The organism is Nesterenkonia salmonea, assembly GCF_005771525.1.
Lineage (GTDB): Bacteria > Actinomycetota > Actinomycetes > Actinomycetales > Micrococcaceae > Nesterenkonia > Nesterenkonia salmonea.
Genome location: NZ_VAVZ01000041.1, coordinates 11927 through 28832, shown reverse-complemented (window position 1 = coordinate 28832; position 16906 = coordinate 11927). Strand labels below are relative to the sequence as shown.

Below are 16906 nucleotides of genomic sequence, written 5' to 3'. Positions count from 1 at the left end.
TCAACCGGGCAAAACTCAATGAGTCAACGACTCACACTTCCCGGGCATCTTGAGATGAGTCACCAGGGTCCGATTACCGTAAGCCTATCCTTTTAGAGGTACCGATAACGTTCTGACCGGCATATGCGTATGAACTCAGGACACTGGCGGCGCATCAAGCCACTCGTCACCCGTTGAATGGAGTTCAGCCTCGCCACCGCTCAGAGCAGCGATCAACGAGGTAAGCGTGTTGAGGGACTCTCCGTCATCCGTAACGGCGAGGCCCAGAACTGCCAGTCCGGGTCGGGACATGTAGTCGACGCCGTGGACTGTGATGAGTGAGGATCTGAGCTGATGCTCCCAACGGCCGGCCTCCCCGATGGGCGCAGCTAACTCAAATTTAAGCATCCGTTGCCGCGTTCGAAAGGCATCGAGTTCACGTGCTTGTTCCAAAGCTGCGACCACAGAGTCTGAGTAGGCACTTACTAGACCCCCAGCGCCCAGCAGAGTTCCACCGGACCACCGGATGACCACCACGCAAACGTCGCTGAAGTCCTGTTTACCGCCGGGGGTCCCCGCCTTCATGAGCGCTTCCAAGATGGGCGCTCCGGCGGTGCCATTAGGTTCCCCATCATCATTGCCCCGTTGGTAGCGCCGTTCGTCACCGATAACCCACGCGGAGCAATGGTGCCGAGCACCGTTGTGCTCCTTGCGGAGACTGTTCACGAGGTCTTGGGCTTCGCCTGGGGAGCCTGTTCGACGCATGACAGTCAGAAACCGAGACTTTTTTCGACTCAGCGCCGTGACAATCTCGACATCAGGGGCCAGAACTGTATAGACCGAATCTGCAGGCACGGTCCTTTACTCTATGCCCGTCTCGCCACCGTGGCAGTTTGTCTCCTGTGGATCAGCGAGCGTGTCTGATGGTGAGCGTCAGGACGTCGAGTAGTCGATAACCACTCGGCCATCGATCTTTCCGTGGTGCATCTCATCGAAGACGGCGTTAATGTCGCTCAATGGGCGCCTGGAAAAAGTCGGATGGATCAGCCCACGCGCGTAAAACTCTAGAGCTTCGACCATGTCCTGCCGGGTGCCCACGATAGACCCACGGATGGTGAGCCCCTTCAGTACGATGTCGAAAATTGGTGCGGGGAAGTCTCCAGGCGGTAGACCGTTGAAGACGATAGTGCCGCCACGTCGTGTCATGTTGATGGCCTGGCCGAACGCACTGGGGTGCACGGCAGTGACAAGAACGCCATGGGTACCGCCGACCTGCTGTTGAATTTCATGCGCGGGGTCTACCCCCAGGGCGTTGAGACCGATTTCGGCACCGTGCTTCTTGGCCAGGGCGAGTTTGTCATCAGCAATGTCCACTGCAATGACCCGCATTCCCATTGCGACCGCGTATTGGACCGCAATATGGCCCAGTCCACCGATCCCAGAGATCACGACCCATTGCCCCGGGCGTACATTGGTCAGTTTGAGCCCCTTGTAGACAGTCACACCAGCGCAGAGGACCGGAGCGATCTCATGGGGGTCAGACCCGGCGGGAACTAAAGCTGCGTATCGGGCGTCAACCAGCATGTATTCACCGAAGGAGCCATCTGTTGAGTAGCCTCCGTTGGTCTGCTCCTCGCAAAGCGTCTCCCAACCGGTCCGGCAGAACTCACAAGAGCCGCACGCGCTCCACAGCCAGGCGTTTCCCACAACATCACCCACGGCAATATTGCTCACCTCGGCGCCTAATTTTTCGACGATCCCCACTCCTTCATGTCCCGGGATGAAAGGCGGAGTGGGTTTCACCGGCCAGTCACCATCCCTGGCGTGCAGGTCGGTGTGGCAAACACCTGAGGCGATGAGTTTCACGAGTGCTTGGTGAGGTCCCGGTTCTGGAAGCGGATACTCGGTAATAGCTAGATCTTTGCCGAAGTCTTCAACGACGGCTGCGGTCATAGTGTTCATGGCGACTCCTTTGTCACAGGTGCGTGCAGCTGATGCCAGTCACGCTATGTGCAACAACGTTGCGTCAGGGTTGCACACTCGCCACCAATGCTGCCCGCTGTGGAGAGTCCGCAGGCAGCACTTGCAGAGCCGTGTACATCACGTGGTGATCTTCTGCGGCTTCGCGGAGCTGAAGATAGCGACAGAGCTCATCGGCACTGCCGTCAGCGAGCAGGGCCTCCCGGAGAACGGCGGAGACGTGTTGCCTCAGCGAGCGGATGCCGGGAGCTTCTGAGGCGGGTAGCAGCGGGCCGGCGTACATATCGAGGGCAGCCGATCGATCTCCTGCTGTCAGGGCGGTCATCGTGGTGAGGGCATCCAGGTCCAGCGGAGCCGACAGGCGGTATGGTCGTGATTGAAGATCCAGACCAGCTGACGCCGGCGTGGATCGCAAGAATCGACGAAGTCGGACGATCTCTGCTCGCAGCGCAACCTCGTGGCCCATTTCGCCGAAGAGCAGTTCCGCCAGTTCCCCGGCGCTCAACCCTCTTTGGTGCTTCGTGGAATGCCATGCCAAGAGCGTGAGGATCTCGGCGTGGCGAAGGCAGAGCGTCTCACGAGTGGTGCCAAGACCCAACTGCGGTCTCACCGAGCCCAGTGTGGTCAATTGGACGCCCCCGGTGTCCGTCGGCAGCGACTTCAGCTCGGCCTCTGCGGCGGAGACTGCGGCGTACACGAGAGCAAGTGAGTGCGTGGCTACAGCCTTCTCGTCACCCGTTAGGTCCACAACGCCCAGGATTCTTCCTGTCTTGGGATGCCTAATTGGTGCCGCTGAGCATGAAAACTGATGTGCCGAGGACGCGAAGTGCTCATCCTGGTGCACTTGCGCCCCACGACCAGTAGCTAGTGCGATACCGGGTGCTGAGGTGCCGATAGCTTCCTCCGACCAGGTGGCGCCCGGCTGAAAAGCCGCTGACTCCGCCCGCCGCACAGCGGTGCGGTCTCCATCTACCCACAGCAGCCGCCCGGAGGCATCTCCTATTGCAACGATCAGTCCCGCCTCGGCGGCTGGCTGTATGAGGAGTTTGTCGAATACTGGCAAGACGTGACGCAGAGGGTGAGACATCCTATAGGAACCCAGATCAGCGTCACTGATGTTGACGGGGGCTAAGGCACGGCTAGGATCCGCGAGAAACTGTGCTGATCGCTGCCACGAATCCCGCAGCAGAGGTTTCAACGCTTCCCACGTTTGGGGCTCGTCGGGGACGGCCTTCATCATCCACTCCTTCCCAGGCGAAGAGTGTGCGGCACGTCACAGCCTACGCTAGATTTTCATGGCTTCCCGTGATGCAACGTAGATGCAACTCCACGCACCATATGATGGAGGACAATAGTGATCTAAGTCACTATATGCACAACCCGACGAAGGAGTCGCCATGACGGTCTACGCACAACCCGGCGCTGAAGGCAGCGTTGTTAGCTTCAAGTCACGGTACGAAAACTACATCGGTGGCGAGTGGGTCGCCCCGGTCAAAGGCCAGTACTTCGAAAATCCATCGCCAGTGACAGGTAAGCCATTCACAGAGGTGGCCCGATCCACGGCAGAAGACATTGAACTTGCCCTCGATGCTGCTCACCAGGCTGCGCCAGCGTGGGGTAAGACCTCAGTGGCCGAACGCGCGGTGATCCTCAATAAGATTGCTGACCGGATCGAAGAAAACCTTGAAATGCTCGCAGTAGTGGAGACATGGGACAACGGCAAGCCCGTCAGAGAGTGCCTCGCGGCGGATCTGCCGCTGGCCGTCGACCACTTCCGCTACTTCGCTGGTGCGATCCGGGCCCAGGAAGGCGGCAACAGCGAGATCGACGCCACAACGGTGGCCTACCACTTTCAGGAGCCGCTGGGAGTAGTCGGACAGATCATCCCGTGGAACTTCCCCATTCTAATGGCGGTGTGGAAAATCGCCCCCGCGCTAGCGGCTGGAAACGCCGTAGTCTTGAAACCTGCAGAGCAGACGCCGACTTCGATCCTGGTTCTGATGGAACTCGTTGGAGACCTGCTTCCTGCCGGTGTGCTCAACGTGGTCAACGGATTCGGCACCGAGGCCGGAGCTCCATTGGCTTCCAGCCCCCGCATCAGGAAGATTGCCTTCACCGGAGAGACCACCACGGGCCGCCTGATCATGCAGTACGCGAGCCAAAACCTGATCCCTGTCACCCTTGAGCTCGGCGGCAAGTCACCCAATATTTTCTTCGAAGACGTCGCTTCCCGCGATGATGCATTCTACGACAAGGCATTGGAAGGCTTCACCATGTTCGCCCTGAACCAGGGTGAAGTATGCACCTGTCCCTCCCGGGCGCTCATCCAATCGACCATCATCGATGACTTCCTTGACGCTGCCGTCGAGCGAACTCGGGCAGTCGTCCAAGGAAACCCGCTGGACACAGACACCCAGGTAGGTGCGCAGGCATCGAACGACCAGCTGGAGAAGATTCTCAGCTACCTGGATATCGGCAAGAAGGAGGGGGCAGAGGTCCTCATCGGCGGTCATCAGGCCAACCTCGGCGGAGACCTCGCGGAGGGGTACTACGTGGAGCCGACGATCTTCCGAGGCCAGAATTCAATGCGCATCTTCCAAGAGGAGATTTTCGGACCGGTCGTGTCCGTGACTGAGTTCTCTGATTACGACGACGCCATCTCACTGGCCAACGACACGCTATACGGCCTGGGTGCCGGGGTGTGGTCCAGAGAGCAGAATATCGCCTACCGGGCTGGTCGAGACATTCAAGCGGGTCGTGTCTGGACTAACTGTTATCACCAATACCCGGCCCATGCGGCCTTTGGCGGATATAAGCAGTCAGGAATCGGCCGGGAGAACCACCTGATGATGTTGGCCCACTACCAACAGACGAAGAACCTTCTGGTGAGCTACTCGGAAGATAAGCTCGGATTCTTCTAAACCGTCCATAACACCTACTCAAGAAGGAAGTGAGACTGCCATGGGTGCTGAGCGTATCGCAATAACAGATGAAGCTGCCGCTCTGCTACGTCAACTTCGTGACGAGCACGGCCAGCCGCTGATGTTCCACCAATCCGGCGGATGCTGCGATGGCTCAGCACCCATGTGCTACACCCAGGGGACATTCATGACCGGGCCTCAAGACGTCCTGCTGGGGGAGCTGGAGCCAGGTACGCCTGAACCAGTGCCGGTCTGGATTTCCAAACCCCAGTTCGAGTACTGGTCCCACACTCACATCACGATCGACGTCACGAAGGGACGGGGATCAGGCTTCAGCATTGAGGGGCCCACCGGAAACAGATTCATCGTCCGCTCCCGGCTCTTCACCGAAGAAGAGACTGAGGAATTGGAACCGGTGACCTTCGGCACATTGCACTGACCCTGACAACGGCCTAGATGACTCCCTGGGCGAGCATGGCATCAGCGACTTGAATGAAACCAGCAATGTTGGCGCCCGCCACATAGTCACCGGGGGCCCCGTACTCATCGGCGGTCTCAGCACAGCGCGTATGGATGTTCTCCATGATGTCCGAAAGCCGTTGTTCGGTGTACTCACTTGACCAGGTGTCCCGGCTGGCGTTCTGCTGCATCTCCAAAGCTGATGTCGCCACACCCCCGGCATTGGCAGCCTTAGCAGGGCCGAAGAGGACACCGGCGGCTTGCAGCGCGTCAATAGCCTTCGGCGTGGTGGGCATATTCGCGCCCTCAGCCACAGCCTTGACGCCTCCGGAGATCAGAGTGGCGGCGTCGTTCTCATCCAGCTCATTCTGGGTCGCACACGGCAGAGCAACATCGACCGGTACCCTCTCGGCGATGGACCAGACGTTCTTGCCCTCTAAGTACTCCGCGCTGGAGCGTTGGTCCACGTATTCACTGATCCGGCCGCGGCGCTCCAACTTGATCTCTTGAAGCAGCGCCAAGTTGATGCCATCGGCGTCGTAGATGCTGCCGCCGGAATCCGATGCGCCCACCACAGTCCCGCCGAGCTCATGCACTTTCTCAATGGCGTAGATCGCCACATTTCCCGAGCCCGAAACTATGACCGTTCTGCCGTCGAATCCGCGGCCGTCAACCCTGAGCATATGTTCAGTGAAGAACACTGTGCCGTAGCCTGTTGCCTCTGTGCGGAGCCTCGAGCCGCCCCAGGTGACACCCTTTCCGGTGATGACACCGGCCTCGTACCGGTTGGCGATGCGCTTGTACTGACCAAATAAGTAGCCGATCTCACGGCGCCCCACACCGATGTCTCCTGCCGGGACATCAAGTCGATCTCCCAGGTGCCGGTAGGCCTCCGTCATGAAGGACTGGCAGAAACGCATGATCTCAGCATCGCTGCGGCCCTTAGGGTCGAAGTCGCTGCCGCCTTTTCCTCCGCCAATGGGCAGGCCAGTCAGCGCGTTCTTGAACACCTGCTCGAACCCTAGGAACTTCACGGTACCCAGCAACACATCTGGGTGGAAGCGCAATCCGCCCTTATAGGGGCCCAATGCCGAGTTGTACTGCACACGGAAGCCGCGATTGATCCGCACAGTGCCGTTGTCCTCGGTCCAAGGGACCCTGAAAATGATTTGGCGCTCAGGTTCGCAGAGGCGCTCCAGGATGGAAGCCTCAACATACTCGGGATGCCGAGTCAACAGCTGCGGAAGAGAGTCGAAGACTTCCCGCACGGCCTGATGAAACTCCCGTTCCCCCGGGTTACGGCTGGTGACCTGCTCAAAAACTTCTTCAATCCGCTGGCGGCTGGGACTCACGGGTGGCCTCTCTGGTGGACGTTTCCACAATGCGAAAGCCATGCTATCCGCTTCAGCCTTCGTCACAACAACTGTGACACTGAAGGGGGCATTGCGCAGCTACTGACCAGGTACGACGACGCCCGGAACGCTCCAGAGACTGCAGCTTGGACCACTGGCTTGGATCCCTAGCCCATCTTCGGTGAAGGCGAGTTCCGCAGTGCCCCACAGGCGCTCGTGTGACTGCGTCTCTGATAAGACCCCGTGTGGCAGAACGACGGTGTGATCCTGACTGCCTGGACCGGAAGCGAAGATGAGAACTGATTCCTCGCTGGACTCCCGAATGAAAGCGATGCTGTTCTCATCCCTGTGCAGCCAGCGCATGGAGCCGCTCTGCAGCGCCTGATGGTTTTGACGCAGCGCTATGAGCTCCCGGTAGAGCCTGATGCGCTCTCTGACCTCCGGGTCGTCCAGACGCTGCCACGGCAGGGGAGTGCGGCTCAGCTCACCGTCTGCGCCGGTAAGTGCGAATTCATCACCAGCGAAAAGAGTCGGCAGTCCGGGAAGTGTCATCTGGAGAGCCACCGCGACCGGGACTGTCCCTGGGGCGGCATTCTGTGCGAATCGCGCAGTGTCATGGGTATTCAGAGCATGCATATCGCCCAATCGCACCCGCCAGGGGATAGGCGCGCTGAATCGATCGACAGCGGCAGCGAAGTCTTGAGCTGTGCCCGCGGGAATCCCCCCGGAAGGCTGACCGAAAAACCAGGGGATAGTCTCTTCGGCGCCCTCTGCCGTGCAGTAGGGGATGTGGGATGGGGCAGACAACCAACTCCACAGCGGCCGAGTGAAGCAGGGATAGGTCATAGCCCCGTGCCACGCATCACCGGTGAGGTCTGCGGTGGCATCATTGGTCGACTCTGCCAGGAGGACCGAATCCGGTTTCACCTCCTGCATAGTACGGCGAAGAATCGTCCGTACCTCGGTGTTGAGGTCGATATCGCGGAGGCGCCCGGTCATGTTCGCCACATCGATACGCCATCCATCAAGGTTGAACGGCGGTTTCAACCACTTCGCGACCACGCAGTGTGGGCCTTCAATGAAGGCCTCACGGAGTGCCTGTGAGGCCCAATTGAACTTCGGAAGAGTAGAAGTGCCCAGCCAGGACTCGTAGTCCGGTTCAGAGCTAGTCTCTGAAAAGTAGTAGAAGCTGCGTTCCGGCGAGTCCGGATCCTCGAGAGCTCGTTGGAACCATTCGTGACGGTCTCCGGAGTGATTGGTGGTCAGGTCCCCAATGACCTTCATTCCCAAGTGGTGAGCGGATTCGACCAGACGGACTAAAGACTCCTCCCCGCCCAGGTGCGGATCCACTGTGGTGAAGCTGGAGGCGTCGTAACGGTGATTGGAGGCACCCGGAAAGAACGGAGTCAGGTAGATGGTGCTGATGCCGAGGTCCTGGAGGTGCTCCAGACGGTCGGTGATGCCGTCGAGATCCCCTCCATAGAACTGCTGGACCCGTGCCGGCATCACTGGATCGACTGGGTCATCCCACTGGGCAGGCTGAGCCCAGGCGGGAGCTGCTCGCTCGGGCTGCGCCGAGGATGGAGAGAAGCGGTCCGGAAAGATTTGGTACATCACCGAAGTGGTGAGCCATTCTGGAGGCGGGGCCTGAGTGATGAGGCTGAAGTCAGCGGTGTCGAGCACCTCTCCGGCGTGCAGCCCAGCCTGGTTGACCCACGCGATGTGTGGGGATGTTCCAGAGTTGGCGTCGTCGTGCACCAGCATCCACCGGTATCGGTGCCGCGGGTTTACCACGGTAATCTCAGCCTGCCACCAATCCCAGCCCTGGGCTGAGCCGACCCTCCAAGCTGTATCCCAGTGTGGTTCGTGATCTGGGTTGGATCGTACTATCACCTTGTTCAGCTTCGGATAGCTGCCCGGCACCCGGAGTCGGACGGTGACCCTCTCACCGAGTTTTGGAGTCTGTGTGGAGACGTACAGACCAGAACCGTCGTGGTGGGGGAGGGCGCTGTGCCTCATTTGACGCTTCCGGCAGTGAGGCCAGACACGATGTAGCGCTGCAGCAGCAGGAAGAGTGCCACCGGGATGACGGCGGCGAGTACCGCACCGGCGGCGAAGACTGACCAGTTCTGCGAGGTCTCCTGGGAGATGAACTGGTAAAGCCCCACTGCCAATGTTTGGCGCTCTGGGTCACGCAGCAGTACCGAGGCGATGACGAACTCGCTCAGTGTGGCGACCAGTGACAGGAGAGCGACCACCGCCAATATCGGGGAGACCAGGGGAAGGATGATGGTGAAGAAGATTCTCGCGTGTCCCGCACCGTCAATGTGTGCTGCTTCATCGATCGAGGTGGGCACGGTGTTGAAGAATCCGTACATGAGGTAGGTGTTCACTCCGAGCGCGCCGCCGAGATAGACCATGATCAGACCGATTTGGCTGTTGAGCCCGAGCGCAGGGAAGACTTCGCTGATTCCCATCATCAGCAAGAAGATCGCGACCATGGCCAGAAGCTGGGGGAACATTTGGACGAGTACAAGCGTGATGAGCCCCACTCGGCGCCCGGTGAACCGCATCCGGGAGAAGGCATAGGCTGCGAGCGCACCCAGCAGAACGGAGCCAGCTGAAGCAGTCAGACCAATGACGAGAGTATTGAGGAACCATGCTGCATAGGGTTGCTGGGGGCGGTTGAAGAGCTCTACATAGCTGCCGAGGCTGATGTTGCTGAACAGGCTATTGGCCGAGATAAGTGTGCCGCCGGGATTCAGCGATGCCGACAGGACATACACCAGAGGGAAGACGGAGAAGATGACGATGGCTGCGCCGACGAGGTGCCGCCATCCAGTTTCTCTCCACCATTTCTTGAAATGACGCCGAGTCAGTGGGGAGTTCTCAGTCCGGCCAAACTTCCACCACTGCAAACGAACTGGACCGACCTTTTGCTCCGTGGGAGCTATCGGAGCCGCAGGCCCGGGGGCTGTCATTGCCATATCAGTTCAGCTCCTCTAGTGCTTTGGTCTTGCGGAATGCCAGCACAGAGATGGTGCCGACAATGATGAAGATCAGGATGGAGAATGCGCTGGCAAGTCCGTAGTCCGCCTGCGCTCCGACGAACGCCACTTTGTACACCATGGAGATCAGAATGTCGGTGGAACCGACGCTGACTCCTGCCGAGACGTCCCTGGGGCCGCCGCCGGTGAGCATGTAGACGAGGTTGAAGTTATTGAAGTTGAACGCGAATGAGCTGATCAGCAACGGTGCCAGAGCTGTGAGCAGAAGGGGAAGTTTGATGCTCTTGAACGCTTGGAATGCTTTGGCGCCGTCGACCTGGGCAGCTTCGGTGAGCTCCTCCGGAATGGATTGAAGCGCACCTGTGCACACTAAGAACATGTAGGGGAAGCCCAGCCAGAGGTTGACAATCAGAATACTGACCTTGGCCAGCCACGGGTCTGTGAGCCAGGGGATGGAGGCCCCTCCGAAGAGAACATTGTTGATGAACCCGAATTCCTGGTTCATCATCCCCGCCCAGACCAGAGCCGAGAGGAAACCGGGGAAGGCGTAGGGCAGAATCATCACCAACCGGTAGTACTTCCGGGACTTCATCTGTTTGTCGTTGAACACCATGGCCAAGAACAGTCCCAGTGCGAATGTTGTAGCTACCGAGAGGAAAGCAAAGGCGAAGGTCCAGAGGGTGACGTAGATGAGTGGACCGCGGATAGATTCTTCTGTCACTGCTCGAACAAAGTTGTCCATCCCCACATTGATCTGCCAGCCCGGCATAAGTTGCTCACCGTCATCTGCGATGAATGCGCCCTCCCCGGTATCGCGGTAGACCACTCCAGTCTCTGTGCTGGTCATAGTGTCTGCGGCGTCGTCGTAAATGTACCGCGAGGTGTAGACGTACGCTCTTTGGCCGTCCTGGGTGCGGAGGTACCCGTCATTGGGATCCTCGCTCATGGGAACCGAGAGGTCCGTGATGCTGGTCTGGCGCTCCAGGAGGTCCCTGAACTCCAGAACCTCATAGCCCTCCACTGCGGTGACGCGACCTTCCTCGATCTGCGCCTCTGTGGTGAGTTCCAACGGCTCCTCTTCGCTGCCGATGAAGACTTCCTCATCATTGGACACGATCGCGAAGTAGAGCTCATCGGAGGCCAGCAGATCTCCGGACTCCTCCAGAACTGCGACTGCATAGGTGGGGGAGTCCGGGACCCGGTCCTGAGACTGCAACATGATGGCCTGGATCGCATGGTCCTTGGTGGAGTTATGGCCAGTGCCGTAGTTGGTGAAGGCCACATATCCCGAGTAGAGGACCACGAAAATTTGGAAGATCAGCAGGAAGACAAGTCCTGGTGCAAGGTATTTGGCGGGAAGGACGCCGCGCTTGAGGTAAATCCACGTCAGCGCGGCCGCCCCTACCAGAACCAAGGATCCCACTAGCCAACGGTCGTTCATGAACAACACCAGTGCGGCATAAACGGCTGTGGCGCACAGCAAGCCAAGGACAATGATCTTGAACAGCATCATCTTCCACCCAGTGGTGGTGGCGTCAATGAAGGCCGAAGCCTGCTTCTGCCGGCGAGTCAGCTTTCGTGATGTGCTGCGTGATCCCGGCTTTCCGGTAGTGGTCTCCTCCGCCATGGACTACTCCGTGGCCTCGGCGATGTCTTCAGCCATCTGCTCCCAGAGACCAGCTGGATCGCCTTCACCGTTGATGATGGCTGCTTGGCTTGCGCCCCAGTAGTCCCACACAGCACCCATTTCTGGAATTGCGGGCATAGGCACTGCCTCAGCGCCCACTTCTCCGAAACCGGCCACGATGTCATCGTCAGCCATTGCCGCCTCAAAGGCTTCAGTGAGTGCAGGTGCGCGGCCACCGACTTCGTAAAGCGACTGCTGGAGTTCCGGGGAGCCGACGTAGTCGACAAGGAACGTTGTGGCAGCCAGAGTGTTCTCGCTCTGAGCCGACAGGAAGAACCCCTGGACACCCGCAAAGGGTTGCGCGTCTTCGTCACCAGCGGCTGGGATGGCATCTACCTCAACATTGATGCCTGCCTCCTCAGCAGCTGGAACGTTCCAAGGACCAGTCAGTAAGAATGGCGACTCACCGTCGATGAAGTTCTCGCGCGCCAGGTCACCGTCAATATTGGTGTTGAGCACCCCGGCATCGCCCTGTTCGGACAGCCATTCGGCGAATTCGGTACCTCCTTCATTGCCGATCATCAGTTCCTCGGCGTTGTAGGAGCCGTCATCGTTCTGCCCGAACACCGGCGCTCCAAAGGACATTTGGAAGGGGTACAGATGATACGGGTCGGCGGTCTGGGCATCGAGACCGACCAAGAACGGGTACGAGGCGCCGGATTCCTCGCCCAACTCAATCATGTCGTCGAATGATTCAGGAGCTTGGTCCACCAGATCAGCGTTGCGCAGCAGCGCGATGTTCTCGATGGAAATGGGAACCCCGTAGACCTGTCCTTCGTAGGTCCATGCTTCAATTGCGACGTCTTCGAAGTCCTCCGCGGCATCGCCCAGCTCTACCGGCGCTACGACCCCGTTGGTGACCAGGACTCCCAGCCAGTCATGTGCGCCGACTGCGATGTCCGGGCCTTCTCCTGTAGGTACCTGGGAGACGAACTGGTCACGGACTTCTTCAAAGTCCTGCTGTACCAATGTCACGGCGATCCCGGTGTCGGACTCAAAGTCACTTGCGGCATCTGCGAGGTCATCGGCGCGTTCGGCGTCGACCCATACCGTCAATTCGCCGGTGGCGTCATCGGCTGGGCTGTCCGCAGCGTTTTCATTTGTGGTGTCGGTATCCTCAGCCTCGTCGCCTTCGTCGGCGCCGTTGCCGCCGCAGGCTGTGAGTGCGAGTGCGGAGATTCCGAGCACTGCAGTGAGCCGGAAAATGTCTGGGGCGTGTGTCCTCATGGTGTGCCTCTCTAGGTGAAGTCTTCAGGCTTGATGAAGAGTGATGAACTGCAAGCGCTTCCAGTATGCAGGCATAGTGTGACGTGCGCAACTCATGCGCGAAAGGAGTATTTCCAGAGATTTCTTTAGCTTAGTCAGGGAGATAACGGGAAGCGACGAGGTGAGTGGTGAATGGAATCGCTTCCATATAGGGTATGACTATGACCTCACAGCCTGACGAGCATCACCTCAGCGATTCCTCAGTTGGCCACGAATGGTGGCGCAGCGCCGTCATCTATCAGATCTATCCTCGGTCGTTCGCTGATGCCAGCGGTGATGGTGTGGGTGATCTCCGCGGAGTCGCGTCTCGCCTTACCGAGTTGCAGGATCTGGGAATCGACGCCATTTGGCTGAGTCCTTTCATGACCTCTCCTCAGAAGGATGCCGGATACGACGTCGCAGACTACTGTGACGTCGACCCGATCTTCGGTACCTTGGAGGACTTCGATGCCCTTCTGGGGCAGGCGCATGCACGCGGTATCCGGGTGATAGTGGATCTGGTGCCGAATCACTCATCTGATCAGCACCCATGGTTCCAGGAAGCGCTTGCATCGGCGCCGGGAAGTTCTGAGCGAAACCGGTACATTTTCCGCGACGGCAGCGGAGAGAACGGTGAGCTTCCGCCCAATAACTGGGAATCTATCTTCGGCGGCCGAGCGTGGACCCGAATCAACGAACCAGACGGTTCGCCTGGACAGTGGTACCTGCACCTGTTCGACGCCAGCCAGCCCGACTTTGACTGGTCTAATGAGGAAGTCAAGGCGGAGTTCCGCAGAATCCTAAGGTTTTGGCTTGACAGAGGTGTTGACGGCTTCCGGGTGGATGTCGCTCATGGGCTCGTCAAAGATCAGGATTTTCCGGACTACACGCCCGATCCCGACTCCGCTTCTATGGGCGGCGAGCAGACGCCGGCTCCGTACTTCGAACAACCCGGTGTCCACGAGATCTACCGTGACTGGAGGCGTGTCCTCGAGGAGTATGACGGGGACCGGGCGCTATGCGGCGAGGCCTGGGTCTCGTCGGTGGACAACATGGCTCTCTGGGTCCGACCCGATGAGATGCACCAGACCTTTAATTTCGAGTACCTCCTCGCCCCGTGGGACGCCAGCGAGTTGAGGTCCATCATTGACCGGTCCATAGCGGCATTCACGGATGTAGGGGCACCAGGCACGTGGGTGCTCTCCAATCACGATGTGGTCCGGCACGCCACCAGGCTCTCGCTCATCGATGAGAGCCCTCAGGGAAGCGGGATTGGGCCAGATTTCCCCAATATTCCCTCCCATCGCGATGCGCTGCCGCGGGCGCACGCGGCCACGGCACTGATGTTGGCGCTACCGGGATCCGCCTATTTGTATCAGGGGGAGGAGCTGGGCCTTGACGAGGTCCACGACTTGCCGCCTCACGTCCGTCAGGACCCCACCTGGTTCCGGACCAAGGGGCAAAAGTACGGTCGTGATGGGTGCCGCGTACCGATTCCCTGGGAGGCTGATCAGCCTGCTTTCGGCTTCAATGCCACAGGGCGCTCATGGTTGCCCCAGCCAGACCGCTGGCAGCCACTTGCTCGTGATATTCAGCAGAGCGATGAAGGGTCCACCCTCAGCTTGTACAGGCGGCTGCTCAACCTGCGGCAGCAGTTCGGGTTGGGACGTGGAGAGCTCGAATGGGTCTGCGACTACCCTGATGGGGTGGTGGCGTTCCGCAACGGCAACGTTTTGGTGGTTGCCAATGTCAGTGCCGCAGAGGTGCCACTCCCTGCCGATGCGCAAGTGCTCGCTTCCAGCATGCCGTTGTCCGATCACCAGCTCGGCGCTGACACCACAGTATGGTTGAAGCTCTAAAGCGATATCTGAAGGGAAGCAGCGACGTGGTCAGTCTGGATGAAGTCGCCCACGCGGCAGGAGTCTCGGCGGCCACTGCGTCACGGGCGCTCAGTGGGCGTGGTCACGTCTCGGCAGCTGCGCGTCAGCGGGTGACTGAAGCGGCCGAACAGCTGGGGTATGTGGTGTCATCAGCAGCCTCGACTCTGGCTTCAGGGCGAAGCAGGAGTATCGGGGTGATGATCCCCGATCTGCACCGATGGTTCTTCAACTCTGTTCTGACCGGCATCTCAGACACCCTTACCCGTGCCGGATATGACCTGACGCTCTATAACGTCACGCGTGATGTGCAGCTGCGCCGGGAGATCTTCCGCGCGTTCCTCCACCGGCGTCGAGTCGACGGAGTCATCGTGGTTGCTTTGGAACTTGACGACTGGGAGACCAGCCAGCTGCAGGAACTCGGTCTGCCAGTGATCGTTCTGGGCGGCGCACTCCACGATCTGCCGAGTATGGCCATTAACGACCAAGCAGTCACCCAGCTTGCGACAGACCACCTTCTTTCCTTGGGCCACCACGGCATTGGTTACATCGGGGGAGATCAGGCATTCGACGTGGACTATCACGTACCAAGCCGGCGTCGACAAGGATTCATATCCGCGCTCCGAAGCCACGGTATCGCGGCGGATGAGTCACTAGTGCAGTCTGCAGACTTCACTATTGCCGGAGGATACGCGGCTGCTAAGCAGCTCTACGGTGCGCCAGGAAACCATATGACCGGACTGGTCGCCGCTTCCGATGAAATGGCCATTGGTGCGCTATTGGCAGCTCGGGATATGGGCGTCCGCGTCCCTCAGCAGATGTCAGTGATCGGTATCGACGGTCACGAGCTGGGAATCCTTTTTCAACTCACAACGGTGGATCAGCAGCCCGTGAGCCAAGGCCGCACTGCCGCTGAGCACATGCTCCGGAGAGTCGAAAGTGATGACAAAGTGACCATCGAACTTCCCTACTCCCTGGTGGTCCGGGGGAGCACTGCTTTCGCAGCCCCGGATGCGTTGGAAGATACCGTCTAGTCGATAAGGCCCGCACGACGTCGAGTGGTCCGGTTCGCGTGATCGGAGTAGCGCGGAAGCCAGCGCTGCATGCCCATAGCAGCCAGGGGGCCCACCGCTGAGGCCACCCAGATGCCAGCCGCCAACGAACCTGCCGCAGCGCCAGCTGCCAAGATCAACGGTCCGGATCCCAAGCCACTATCGGTCAGGAGCCGCCACGCTCCGAGGAACTGGGGGCGAGCCTCCGGTGGCGAGATATCCGAAGAGATGGTCATCATGATGCCCGAGCCAAGCCCATTGGCGAAACCCAGCAGCATCGAAACCAGGGCAAGCCCCGTGGCGGTAGAGGTGAGGGGAAACAATGCCATGGCGACCCCAAGTATGGTCATGGCAGGGACTCCCACCCAGAGGCGTCCCAATTTATCCATCACCCTGCCCGCCGGGTAGAACAGCAACATGTCGATCCCTCCGGCCAGGCCGAACAGCAGTGAGATCGTCGTGGGATCAAGTTCGATGTACTCTCCCCAAAGTGGGATGATCTGCTGCCGAGCCCCTCGAATGGCTCCGACCATCATGCCTACCGATCCCAACGTGACGAGCATGCGCCGATGATCGCTGAGAACTCTCCAGAACCGGGGTTTGGTGAGTTCCTCTCCGATGCTCACCGGCGCGGCGTCCGCGGTGGCGCGCTTGGTCGGCCGTGCGAGCCACACCGTGACTGTGGCCGCTAAAGCAGTGGCTACCGCCAAGAAGAACACCGCCCCCATGTCGAAGAAATAGATCACTCCAGCACCCAGGAACGGCCCAACAAACTGGCCTATGCGGTGAACACCGCCGAGAGTTGACAGCACCGTTGCCCGATTCCTCGCGGGAGTGACGTCGGTGAGATACGAGTGCCGTGCCAAGTGAAAAACGGCGTTGGAGGCACCGACCAGCAACACTGCACCAGCCAAGGTGATGACCGAGGGCGCGACGGCTGCTAGAAGAAACCCAAGCGCGGCGACAAGACCAGCCGCGAGCATGGCCGCTCGGTCACCGATCTTGGCCGCCAGCTGTCCTGCCGGCAGATCCGCAAGGATCTGGCCGACCGGAAGCATCGCGGCCACCACTCCGGCCGTTGCCAGGGTCGCACCGCGCTCGACGCTGTATGGAGCAATGATGGGCAGCAGCGCGCCAATGCCGGTACTGAATATGAAAGCTGGAATGAGCGCGCCCAGCACTACGTCTCGGAAGGGCAAGGTGGGGCCGGCGGAGGTACTCTTCACGCTTATCCACCCTACTTCGTCGAAACGCAGGTAGTTGCTCTGGGCAACATAGGCCGTGAGTGCCTAGTCGGCCTTGTCAGCTGGGAATGAATATCCAAGTATCGTCCTCCACGTGCCGTT

At 59.5% G+C, this 16906-nt stretch carries 13 protein-coding genes; 4 read left to right on the top strand and 9 right to left on the bottom strand.

The genetic code is table 11. The features are described 5' to 3' along the window. Positions 1–135 precede the first annotated feature (135 nt). From FEF26_RS12980 to FEF26_RS12970, 3 genes are all read right to left on the bottom strand, one after another. Positions 136–834: an IMPACT family protein gene (locus FEF26_RS12980; protein WP_243730582.1), complete on the bottom strand. Its 699-nt coding sequence runs from the start codon at positions 832–834 to the stop codon at positions 136–138. 78 nt (positions 835–912) lie between these two features. Continuing rightward, a complete protein-coding gene (gene adhP / locus FEF26_RS12975; RefSeq protein WP_138253966.1) occupies positions 913–1941 on the bottom strand; it encodes an alcohol dehydrogenase AdhP in 1029 nt (342 codons plus the stop codon). 64 nt (positions 1942–2005) lie between these two features. Beyond that, positions 2006–3199, bottom strand: coding sequence for a GAF domain-containing protein (locus FEF26_RS12970; RefSeq protein ID WP_138253965.1), 1194 nt, complete (start codon positions 3197–3199; stop codon positions 2006–2008). 157 nt (positions 3200–3356) lie between these two features. Between FEF26_RS12970 and exaC the strand changes: the two genes are divergently transcribed. Then, on the top strand, positions 3357–4880 hold the full coding sequence (exaC, locus tag FEF26_RS12965) for an acetaldehyde dehydrogenase ExaC (RefSeq protein WP_138253964.1): 1524 nt from the start codon (positions 3357–3359) through the stop codon (positions 4878–4880). 40 nt (positions 4881–4920) lie between these two features. Further along, on the top strand, positions 4921–5319 hold the full coding sequence (locus tag FEF26_RS12960; protein ID WP_138253963.1) for a DUF779 domain-containing protein: 399 nt from the start codon (positions 4921–4923) through the stop codon (positions 5317–5319). Between the two features lie 13 nt (positions 5320–5332). On the opposite strand, the gene gdhA is transcribed toward FEF26_RS12960, so the two are convergent. Genes gdhA through FEF26_RS12935 form a run of 5 tightly spaced genes read right to left on the bottom strand, consistent with a single transcriptional unit; the run spans position 5333 to position 12613 of the window. Next, on the bottom strand, positions 5333–6733 hold the full coding sequence (gene gdhA, locus FEF26_RS12955) for an NADP-specific glutamate dehydrogenase (RefSeq protein ID WP_138253962.1): 1401 nt from the start codon (positions 6731–6733) through the stop codon (positions 5333–5335). A 57-nt stretch (positions 6734–6790) separates the two neighbouring features. Beyond that, a complete protein-coding gene (locus tag FEF26_RS12950) occupies positions 6791–8710 on the bottom strand; it encodes a glycoside hydrolase family 13 protein (protein WP_138253961.1) in 1920 nt (639 codons plus the stop codon). After that, on the bottom strand, positions 8707–9672 hold the full coding sequence (locus tag FEF26_RS12945; RefSeq protein WP_138253968.1) for a sugar ABC transporter permease: 966 nt from the start codon (positions 9670–9672) through the stop codon (positions 8707–8709). The genes FEF26_RS12950 and FEF26_RS12945 overlap by 4 nt, the downstream gene beginning before the upstream one ends. Positions 9673–9679: 7 nt before the next feature. Beyond that, a complete protein-coding gene (locus tag FEF26_RS12940) occupies positions 9680–11326 on the bottom strand; it encodes an ABC transporter permease subunit (RefSeq protein ID WP_138253960.1) in 1647 nt (548 codons plus the stop codon). Positions 11327–11329: 3 nt separating this feature from the next. Beyond that, complete coding sequence (locus tag FEF26_RS12935; protein ID WP_138253959.1) at positions 11330–12613, bottom strand: sugar ABC transporter substrate-binding protein; 1284 nt, start codon at positions 12611–12613, stop codon at positions 11330–11332. 194 nt (positions 12614–12807) lie between these two features. On the opposite strand from FEF26_RS12935, the gene FEF26_RS12930 reads away from it, so the two are divergent. Together FEF26_RS12930 and FEF26_RS12925 are read left to right on the top strand one after the other, a co-directional pair. Continuing rightward, positions 12808–14490 (top strand): glycoside hydrolase family 13 protein, encoded by a 1683-nt coding sequence (locus tag FEF26_RS12930; RefSeq protein ID WP_138253958.1) that lies wholly within the window; start codon positions 12808–12810, stop codon positions 14488–14490. A gap of 26 nt (positions 14491–14516) precedes the next feature. Then, the gene (locus FEF26_RS12925; protein ID WP_138253957.1) at positions 14517–15542 is read left to right on the top strand and encodes a LacI family DNA-binding transcriptional regulator; all 1026 of its coding nucleotides are present in this window, start codon (positions 14517–14519) and stop codon (positions 15540–15542) included. On the opposite strand, the gene FEF26_RS12920 is transcribed toward FEF26_RS12925, so the two are convergent. Further along, positions 15539–16786 (bottom strand): MFS transporter, encoded by a 1248-nt coding sequence (locus FEF26_RS12920; RefSeq protein ID WP_243730579.1) that lies wholly within the window; start codon positions 16784–16786, stop codon positions 15539–15541. The genes FEF26_RS12925 and FEF26_RS12920 overlap by 4 nt on opposite strands. Between the last annotated feature and the right edge of the window lie 120 nt (positions 16787–16906).

What these genes read in the sequence shown, in the direction of transcription:
- adhP (WP_138253966.1), bottom strand. Translation starts at nt 1,941, where the DNA reads ATGAACACTATGACCGCAGCCGTCGTTGAAGACTTCGGCAAAGATCTA.
- FEF26_RS12935 (WP_138253959.1), bottom strand. Translation starts at nt 12,613, where the DNA reads ATGAGGACACACGCCCCAGACATTTTCCGGCTCACTGCAGTGCTCGGA.
- FEF26_RS12940 (WP_138253960.1), bottom strand. Translation starts at nt 11,326, where the DNA reads ATGGCGGAGGAGACCACTACCGGAAAGCCGGGATCACGCAGCACATCA.
- FEF26_RS12930 (WP_138253958.1), top strand. Translation starts at nt 12,808, where the DNA reads ATGACTATGACCTCACAGCCTGACGAGCATCACCTCAGCGATTCCTCA.
- gdhA (WP_138253962.1), bottom strand. Translation starts at nt 6,733, where the DNA reads ATGGCTTTCGCATTGTGGAAACGTCCACCAGAGAGGCCACCCGTGAGT.
- FEF26_RS12970 (WP_138253965.1), bottom strand. Translation starts at nt 3,199, where the DNA reads ATGATGAAGGCCGTCCCCGACGAGCCCCAAACGTGGGAAGCGTTGAAA.
- FEF26_RS12960 (WP_138253963.1), top strand. Translation starts at nt 4,921, where the DNA reads ATGGGTGCTGAGCGTATCGCAATAACAGATGAAGCTGCCGCTCTGCTA.
- FEF26_RS12950 (WP_138253961.1), bottom strand. Translation starts at nt 8,710, where the DNA reads ATGAGGCACAGCGCCCTCCCCCACCACGACGGTTCTGGTCTGTACGTC.
- FEF26_RS12945 (WP_138253968.1), bottom strand. Translation starts at nt 9,672, where the DNA reads ATGACAGCCCCCGGGCCTGCGGCTCCGATAGCTCCCACGGAGCAAAAG.
- exaC (WP_138253964.1), top strand. Translation starts at nt 3,357, where the DNA reads ATGACGGTCTACGCACAACCCGGCGCTGAAGGCAGCGTTGTTAGCTTC.